Annotated in this window: 7 protein-coding genes; all 7 read left to right on the forward strand. The window is 32.4% G+C overall.

The window, feature by feature from the left end; all coding sequences use genetic code 11:
* The first annotated feature begins 155 nt into the window (after positions 1-155).
* The 7 genes from ACJMLH_RS07600 to ACJMLH_RS07630 all read left to right on the forward strand — a co-directional run bounded on the left by ACJMLH_RS07600 (position 156) and on the right by ACJMLH_RS07630 (position 9,193).
* Complete coding sequence (locus tag ACJMLH_RS07600; RefSeq protein WP_405276347.1) at positions 156-4,223, forward strand: pseudomurein-binding repeat-containing protein; 4,068 nt, start codon at positions 156-158, stop codon at positions 4,221-4,223.
* A 148-nt stretch (positions 4,224-4,371) separates the two neighbouring features.
* Positions 4,372-5,082: a metal-dependent transcriptional regulator gene (locus ACJMLH_RS07605; protein ID WP_405276349.1), complete on the forward strand. Its 711-nt coding sequence runs from the start codon at positions 4,372-4,374 to the stop codon at positions 5,080-5,082.
* Positions 5,083-5,169: 87 nt separating this feature from the next.
* Positions 5,170-5,685, forward strand: coding sequence for a tRNA-intron lyase (endA, locus tag ACJMLH_RS07610; RefSeq protein WP_405276351.1), 516 nt, complete (start codon positions 5,170-5,172; stop codon positions 5,683-5,685).
* 98 nt (positions 5,686-5,783) lie between these two features.
* On the forward strand, positions 5,784-6,881 hold the full coding sequence (locus ACJMLH_RS07615; protein ID WP_405276353.1) for a tryptophan--tRNA ligase: 1,098 nt from the start codon (positions 5,784-5,786) through the stop codon (positions 6,879-6,881).
* Positions 6,881-7,501, forward strand: coding sequence for a stage II sporulation protein M (locus tag ACJMLH_RS07620; RefSeq protein WP_405276355.1), 621 nt, complete (start codon positions 6,881-6,883; stop codon positions 7,499-7,501). The genes ACJMLH_RS07615 and ACJMLH_RS07620 overlap by 1 nt, the downstream gene beginning before the upstream one ends.
* A gap of 40 nt (positions 7,502-7,541) precedes the next feature.
* Positions 7,542-8,738, forward strand: coding sequence for a threonine synthase (gene thrC / locus ACJMLH_RS07625; RefSeq protein WP_405276357.1), 1,197 nt, complete (start codon positions 7,542-7,544; stop codon positions 8,736-8,738).
* A 254-nt stretch (positions 8,739-8,992) separates the two neighbouring features.
* Positions 8,993-9,193, forward strand: coding sequence for a histone family protein (locus ACJMLH_RS07630; RefSeq protein WP_292741980.1), 201 nt, complete (start codon positions 8,993-8,995; stop codon positions 9,191-9,193).
* Positions 9,194-9,410 lie beyond the last annotated feature (217 nt).

Genomic DNA, 9,410 nt, shown 5'->3' on the forward strand with positions numbered 1-9,410 from the left:
TATTCATGAAGTTTTAAGTTTATTTTTAAAAATTAAAAGAGTATAATGCTTTTTTCTAAACAAAAAGGTTTATATAACATATTTGCAATAAATATTGTTGATGTGAGAATGTAAACTCACTGAAACTTTAAAAATTGTTATGGAGGTAAATTATTTTGAACAAACAATTATTACTCACTGCTTTTTTGGCACTTGTAGTGATTTTTTCTGCGGGTGTTGTATGTGCAAGTGAAGTAAATGTTACAGATTCATATGCTACTAGCTTAGTAGATGACACATCAGATGTTTCAGTCCCATTGGAGAAAACTGCTGACTCATCAGAAATTTCTGTATCTAGTGTTTCAACTGTTGATAATGATTCATCTAAAGTTTCTCTATCAAGTGAAGAGGTTTTAGGATCTGAAAATTCAAATACTTTATCAACACTAACGTATTCAAATGATGGCGATAATGGGGTTACCAGCCTATCTGTGTCTTCTGAAAAAGGTTATGGGGCAGCTGGTGATGTTTCTTCTACTGTAAACCTTGCAGATACCATCAAATCAAGTAATTTAACTAAATATTATAAAGGAAGCACAAAATATACCGCAACTTTTACAGATGCTCAAGGTAAGGTTTTAGGTAACACAAATGTTAAGATAGTTGTAAATGGTGTTACAAAATCTGTAAAAACTAATGCTAATGGTGTTGCTTCTGTTGCAGTTAATCTTAAACCTGGTACTTATACTGTTGTAGCTACTAATCCGGTTACTAAATATCAAGCAACTAATACATTTAAGATTTTAAGAACAATTAAGGCCAGTGATGTTACTAAGGTGTATACTGACGGAAAAAAATTCACTGCTACATTTTTGAATAGCAATGGTAAAGCTTTAGCTAACAAAAATATTAAATTTAAGATTAATGGAAAAACTTATACTAAAAAAACTAATAGTAAAGGTGTAGCTAGTCTATCAATGACTAACCTTAATGTAGGCACATATAAGATAACTTCTTACAATACTGACGGTTTGACAAAAACCAATAAAGTTAAAGTAGTCAGATCCACTACTTCCAAATTAACAGCTACCGATTATACTTTTGTTAAAGGTAGCAGTAACACTATTAAAGTTACTTTATTGAATGGTTTAGGCTATGCACCTGGAGCTGGCAAAAATATCAAATTCACTGTAAATGGTAAATCTTACACCGCTCAAACTAACAGCAAAGGTGTTGCTTCATTGAAATTGCCTAATTTAAAGTTAGGCACTTATACAGTTAAATATTCATTCAGCGGAAATGCTTTCTATAAAGCTTCAAGCAATTCCAGTAAAGTCAATATTATTGCAGATAAAACACCTACTATTACTGTTAAAAGTGGTACTACTTTTGGAATCGGTTCAGGCAATTCATTCAGTGTTGCTTTAACATCAGGAACTGTTCCTTTAGCTAATAAGAATATTACATTTACATTAAACAATCAGAATTATATTAAAACTACTGACAGTAACGGGGTAGCATCTTTGCCTATCTCTTTGGCTGCTGGTAAATACACTTTAAATTATGCATTTGAAGGAGATTCTATTTATGATGCTAAATCAGGATCTTCAGAAATCACTGTTAAAGCAAGAACTTCTACTTCCTTAAAATGGAATAGTAGTACTTCTTTCAATCAAGGTACTCAAACTTTTAAAATTTTATTATTGGACTCAGCTAAAAAAGCTTTATCTGGCAAATCAGTTTCTTTAACTGTAAACTCAAAAACTTACACTGCTAAAACTGATTCAAACGGTTATGCTACATTCAATGTAAATATTGCCGATAATGGAACTTACACTGTTTCATATAAATATCTTGCTGCTGGCGACAATGACAACGCACCAAGTTCAGGCAGCACCAAGATTACTGTAGTTAAATCATCATCAGTTACTCCTAATGTAAAAAGTGGTTATGGTTACTGGGTTTTCGGTGGAGACATGAATAATGTTAACTTGAATTCTCTTGCTTCTAAAGGCACTACTGATTTATTCTTAAATTATTATGCTGTTGAAAAACATGGTCAATCTGCTGTTGAATCATGGATTGCAAGCGCAAACGCTTTAGGAATGAGAGTTCATATATGGATGCAGGCATTTTATGATGGAAGTTGGATTAATCCGGTTAAAAGCGGATCTGCATATACTTCATTTTTCAACCAAAAAATAGCTGAAGCAAAAAAATATGCTTCTATGAAAGGAGTTGCAGGTATTCATTTTGACTATTTAAGATATCCTGGTACCGCTTACAAAACTACTGGTGGTGCTAATGCAGTAAGTCAGTTTGCAAAATTGGCTTGTGATGAACTTCATAAGCTTAATTCCAAGTTAATTGTTTCATGTGCTATTATGCCTGAAACATCAAGCAATGTTTATTATTATGGTCAGGACTTCGATGCACTTAGTTCATGCATGGATGTAATTGTTCCTATGATTTATAAAGGAAATTACGAAGCATCCACCAGTTGGATTAGTTCAACCACCAAATGGTTTGTAGAAAATTCAAAAGGTGCAAAAATCTGGTCCGGATTGCAATCATATGTATCAGATAGTGATGTAACAAAATTATCTTTAACTGAAATTACAAAAGATGTTAAAGCATCTGTTAGTGCAGGCGCAACTGGTGCGGTACTATTCAGATGGGGTCTTTCCAACTTTGTTGATTTCAAATCAATAAGCGGATCTTCAAGTAGTTCTACAACTACTCCTACATCAAGTTCTTCAACTGGATCTGTTACTATTGCAAATGTTTTAGCTGCAGCAAATACTTTAAAAAGCACTATTGAATCTAAAAAAGCTATTCCTGCAAGTGTTAGTGTCGGTGGAGTAAGTTATACAACTCCTCAATTCTTATATATGATGGCACAGGCTACAGTATTGATTAATTCTGGTAAAACAAGTCAGATTTCATCAGTGTCAGCCAGTGCACCTTCAGGTTCTAGTGGGGATGCTTCAGGTCAATTAGTAAAAGCGGACTATTTAGATGTCGCATCAAGAGTTGCGAATTTCATTTCATCAAATAATCAGGCTCCGGCTTATGCTACTTCAACATTAGGTAATATCAAATATGATAATCTTGTTGATGCATTTGCAAGAATTTTAGCATTTTATAAGTCTAACTCTGCATTGCCGAATTATGTAACAATTAAAGATATTTCATCTTCAAGCAGTTCATCAAGTTCAAGTTCAAGTTCTAGTTCTAGTTCTAACTCTAGTTCAAGTTCCAGTTCAAGTTCTAGTTCTTCAACTTCTAAGACCATTTCAGTTAAGAATATATTAACCGGTTCTACTAATTTGAAAAAGTACATTTCAAATAATGATGAACTTCCAAATACAGTTACTGCAGGCGGTATCACTTTCACCTTACCTGAGTTCTTGTATTTAATGAGTCAAGCTATATCTCAACTTGGAAATTCAAGCACCAAAGATATTACATATATTAAAGGAGCAAGTAGTCCGGAATCTCCATTTGGGGATACCATAAGCTCTCAGCAGTTAACTAAAGATAATTATGTTACTGTAGCCGGAAATGTTGCAAAATTCATTAAGCAATATGATTTGGCTCCTAATTATGCTTCATCTGCTTTAGGAAAAATTGCTTATTCAGAACTTGTAGATTCATTTTCACGTATATTGGATTATTATGCATCTAATAATGCATTGCCATCTTATGTGACAATTGATTATGAAGGAACTAGCGCTGTTATTACAGGCACTGGGTCTGGTTTAAATGAGAAAAATACTGTTAAAGATTTAACTGCTTACTTAAAATCCTCAACTAACTGTCAAGTAGGTAATTCAGCTATCAAATCTGTTGTTAATTCAATAACTAGTGGTTTAACTTCTGATTATCAAAAAGCTCTTGCAATTTATAATTATGTAAGGGACAAAGTTTCCTATAGTTTCTATTATGATACTAGATATGGTGCTGCTGGAACATTATCTGCTAAAACAGGTAACTGTGTGGATCAAGCTCATTTAGTTATTGCAATGGCTAGAACAGCAGGTCTTGCAGCTAGATATGTTCACGGAACTTGTTATTTCACTTCTAGTGGAAGTACATACGGACATGTTTGGGCTCAAATATTAGTTGATGGAAAATGGGTTGTAGCTGATGCAACCAGTGCTAGAAATTCATTTGGAAATGTAGTTAATTGGAATACCAATTCTTACTCTCTTCACGGAATTTATTCTGGTATTTCATTCTAAGCTGTTAAAAATATTTAAATAGTTGATTAATTTAATTATTAATTAACTTATCTTTTTTTATTTATTTTCTACTAAAAATTTAGGCATACCAAAACTTTTTTATACCTTTAACAATATAATTAATACATATTAAATCAAGGTGAACATCATGGCTGAAAAAATTAGTGATAATATTGAGGAATATTTGGAAGTTCTTTATCGTAATGGTAGTAATGGAGATCAAGTTTCAACAACAACTTTATCAAATGAGTTGGGCATAGCTCCAGGCAGTGTAACACAAATGCTTAAAAAATTAGAAAATTTAGGTTATATTGAGTACACTCCATATAAAGGTGCAAAATTAACCGATGAAGGAATGCAAATTGCTCAAAAAATTACTAGAAAACATAGGATTTTGGAAAAATTCTTAATGGATGTTTTAAAAGTCAAGGAAGAAAATATTCATCAGCAAGCCTGTGAAATGGAACATACCTTATCCGATGAAGCGGAAAGGGCTATATGTACAATGCTGAATAATCCTGATTTATGTCCTGACAATAATGTGATTCCTGCATGTAACTTTGATTTTGACAGTTGCCATGATTGTTATTCTCAAAAAGATTTTGATCAGGTGATGAACAGGAAATTTAATCTCTTATCAATTTCCGAGTTGACTTCAAATGCTGAAGGAACTATTTCATTCATTCGCGGAAGCAGTGAACTTTTGGATGAAATTGCTGATAAAGGTATTAAAGTTGGCCATCATTTAATCTATGAATTCAATGAAAATCGTATGGGTCCTAATTATTTGGTCACTATTGATGATAATGAGTTGGATATTTCATTAGAAATGGCTAATAATATTTTTATTAGAATCTAACTTTTTTTTCTTTTACATAAATTTTATATAATATTTATTTCAAAATTATTAGCATTAAATATAATTTATTTCTTTTTTGGTGTTTTAATGCGTGGAAATTTATCTAATGAAATTGTATCTGTTAAAATTGAAGAAGGTAGTAAAAGGCCAATTGCTTTACATGAAAAAAGTAACTTTGGTAAAATCGAAGCTGATAGTCTCAATCTTTCTTTAATTGAAGCATGCTATTTATTGGAGAAAGGACGTTTGAACATCTATGAGGATGATATAGAATGCACCATTGGTTATATAATTGATCTTTTAAAGGAACAGGACAATTACGCTAAATATATTGTTTACCGTGATTTGAAAGACCGTGGTTATGTTATTAAAACAGGATTTAAATTTGGTTCGGAATTTAGATTGTATGATCGTGGAAGGTCTCCAGGTCATGGCCACTCAGATTATCTGGTTAAAGTCATCTTTGAAAATTATAATATTGATGCACTGGACTTTGCAAGTTATATTAGGGTTTCTCATGGTGTAAATAAGAAACTTCTTTTAGCCATTGTAGATGATGATTTTGATATTACATACTATAATATTGAATGGACAAGACCCTAATTTAAATTAAAGAAATCTATTATATTTTAACATAATTTTTTATTAAACATTATAATTATTGATTCAGTATTTAATTTAATATATGTGTAGGTGATAATGTGGAAAATTTAATTGATCCATGGGCATCATTTAGCCTAGATTATGATAAGTTGGTTAATCAGTTTGGTATCGGTAAAGTTTCAGATATCATTGATGAAATAAAAAATCCTCAGTTGCTCATGAAAAGAGGGGTAATTTTTGGTCACAGGGAATTTAATGAAATAAATAATTTGATAAACCAGAATAAAGACTTTGCAGTTGTTACAGGTATGATGCCAAGTGGTCAAATGCATATTGGTCATAAAATGGTTGTTGACCAGTTGAAATGGTATCAGGAAAAAGGCGCAATGTTGTCCCTGCCGATTGCGGATTTGGAATCTTATGCCGCACGTGACATGAGCTTTGAAAAGGGTCGTCAGATTGCAGTCGATGAATATTTAACCAATTGGATTGCATTGGGATTGGATTTGGAAAAAGACAATGTAAATGTTTATCTTCAATCACAAAATAAGGCTCTTCAGGATTTGGCGTTTATGGCATCCAGTAAAACTAATTTTAATCAGTTGAAAGCTATTTATGGTTTTACACCTTCAACCAATATTGCACATATTCAGGCACCATTGGTTCAGGTTGCTGATATTTTACTTCCACAGATTGAAGAATTCGGAGGTCCGAAAAAGGTCGTTGTCCCTGTAGGAATTGATCAGGACCCTCATATCAGATTAACAAGAGATATCGCTCAAAAGCTTCATGAAGATTTAGGATTTTTAACACCTGCCTCTACATATCACAGGTTCCTGACAGGTCTGACAGGAGATAAGATGAGCAGTTCCAAACCATCTACTGCGATTTATCTTAACGATGATACTGCAGAAGCAGTTAAAAAAGTTAAATCTGCAAAAACCGGTGGAAGAGAAAGCTTAAAAGAGCAACAGGAATTAGGTGGTGAAGTCGATAAGTGTGTAATTTATGAAATGCTGCTTTACCATTTAATAGAAGATGATGAAGAACTAAAACAGATTAGAACTGACTGCTTAAATGGAACTCTCCGCTGCGGGGACTGTAAAGTAAAAACTGCAGAACTGATGGAAGAGTTCTTCGATGATTTGCACGAAAAACAAGTTGAAGCTCGCGAAATTGCTAAAACCTTGATATAATGATTTTCAATGAAATCAAATTAGCATTCAGTGAAAATAAGTTAGCTATTTATCTTTCAATAGCTATACTTTTTATTTCTTTAATTTTGGGCTATATTTTAGAACCGTATCTGGTCAGCTATTTGAATCCTGTTGTTGATGATTTAACTCAAAAGGTACAAACAGGCGTTATCAGATTAACCTTTGCCGATATATTCTTCAATAATATTCGAATTGTTTTTCAGATGTTTATTTATGGAATTGCATTTTGCTTTTCTGTTATTGTATTGGCTTTCAACGGATTTTTTGTAGGATATTATGTGGCGATTTCAGATAATGCATTATATACGATTCTTTTGATTGTTCCCCACGGAATTTTTGAATTTTCATCATGTATTTTAGCATGTGCAAGCGGATTGGTTTTATTTAATTTCATATATAAATTCCTAAAAGCTACCTGGGGAAATGATAAGGGCTCATTTAAGGAAATCTTGATTGATTCATTTAATGCAAGCTCAAAAAAACTAAAGCAGGCAATTATTCTATTGATAATAGCTTCAGTTTTAATGGCGATTGCCGGTGTTTTTGAAGTATATTTCACAATACCAATTGCCAAATTTATCCTTTCGGTTTTAAGTTAAACTTTTATACAAATAATTAAAAAAATATTAGTGTGATTTTATGATAAGATGTGTTTCATGTGGACAAGAATACGATGACGATGAAGTAATCTACACCTGTGAAAAATGTGGATCTGTACTTGAACTCGTCAATGAAATTGATGTTTCTAAAGATATATTTGATGGTAGAAGAGATAATTTATGGAAATTTAAGGAATGCATTCCTGTAGATGAGAAAAAGATTGTTTCTCTTGATGAAGGTGGAACTCCATTCTGCAAATGCGATAAATTAGGTGAAGAACTTGGAGTAAACTTATATGTTAAAGTGGAAGGTTCCAATCCGACCGGCAGTTTTAAGGACAGAGGTATGACTGTCGGTATGACTAAAGCTATGGAATTGGGAGTGAATACTGTAGGTTGCGCTTCCACTGGTAATACTTCTGCATCATTATCTGCTTATGCGGCTCGTGCAGGATTAAGATGCATTGTATTTTTACCTTCAGGCAAAGTTGCTTTGGGCAAATTAGCTCAGGCAATGTTCCATGGTGCTGAAGTAATGTCCATCAATGGAAACTTTGATGAAGCTTTAGAGGCAATGACTGCTCTTGCATTGGAAAAACATCTTTACTTATTAAACTCAATTAACCCATACAGGCTTGAAGGGCAAAAGACAATCGGTTATGAAATTGTCCGTGATTTGGGCTGGCAATCTCCTGACAGGATAATTTTACCTGTAGGTAATGCAGGAAACATTTCAGCTATTTGGAAAGGGGTTAAAGAGTTTTATGATGCCGGATTTATTAAAGATTTACCAATGATGACAGGTATTCAAGCTGAAGGGGCATGCCCGGTTACTAATGCATTTAAAAAAGGAGATAAAAGAGTTGTCCCTGTTGAAAACCCTGAAACCATTGCTACTGCAATTCGTATTGGTGCTCCTGTAAGTGATATTAAAGCATTGAATGCAATTTATGATTCTAACGGATATTCCGAAACCGTAACCGATGAGGAAATTCTCGATGCTCAAAAGTTACTTGCAAGAACTGAAGGTGTAGGTGTTGAACCGGCTTCTGCCGCATCTATTGCAGGTCTTAAAAAACTTGTAGAACAAGGTGTAATTGATAAAGGTGAAACAATAACCTGTGTAGTTACCGGACATCTGCTTAAAGATCCTAACACTGCTATTGACGCTTGTACCCAACCAACACAAGTGGATGCAGATATAGACACTTTAAGAAAAATTTTAATGAATAAATAAGATTTCATCATAATCTTATTTTTAAATTTTATTTTCAATTTTGCTTTTTATTTCTAATTCTTTTCGATATAATTTACACTTTTTTTGTTTTAAGTATTGTATGAAAAACATTTTCAAAGATAATACATGCACTTTTTAGGTTATTATATTTTGCTTTTTAGTGTTGAAATTTTTAAAAATTAACCCTATTAAACCAATATATTTATATATAAGCAAATTTAGATTATTTATTAACAAAATAATGAGGTGAAATAATGAGTGAATTACCAATTGCTCCTGTAGGAAGAATATTAAAAAATGCTGGTGCACAAAGAGTAAGTGATGACGCAAAAATTGCATTAACCGAAGCTATCGAAGACTGCGGTAATGAAATTGCAGCAAAAGCTGTAGGATTTGCTCGTCACGCTGGTAGAAAAACTGTAAAAGCAGAAGACATCAAATTAGCAATCAAATAGATTTGCTTTTTTAATGTAGATAGTATTTATTACTATCTCTTTTACACTTTTTTAAAATTTTGATTTTTAATTTTTATTTGCATTATCTCTTATTTTGGCTTATTTTTACAAACATTTATATACTATACTGACCAATTTATTATTGTCTAGTTCTCTAGAATTATTTCATTAATTACTAAATTTTTATTTTTAGTTTTGCTAAAAATTATATGAAATT

Source organism: Methanobrevibacter sp., assembly GCF_045116495.1.
Classification (GTDB): Archaea; Methanobacteriota; Methanobacteria; order Methanobacteriales; family Methanobacteriaceae; genus Methanocatella.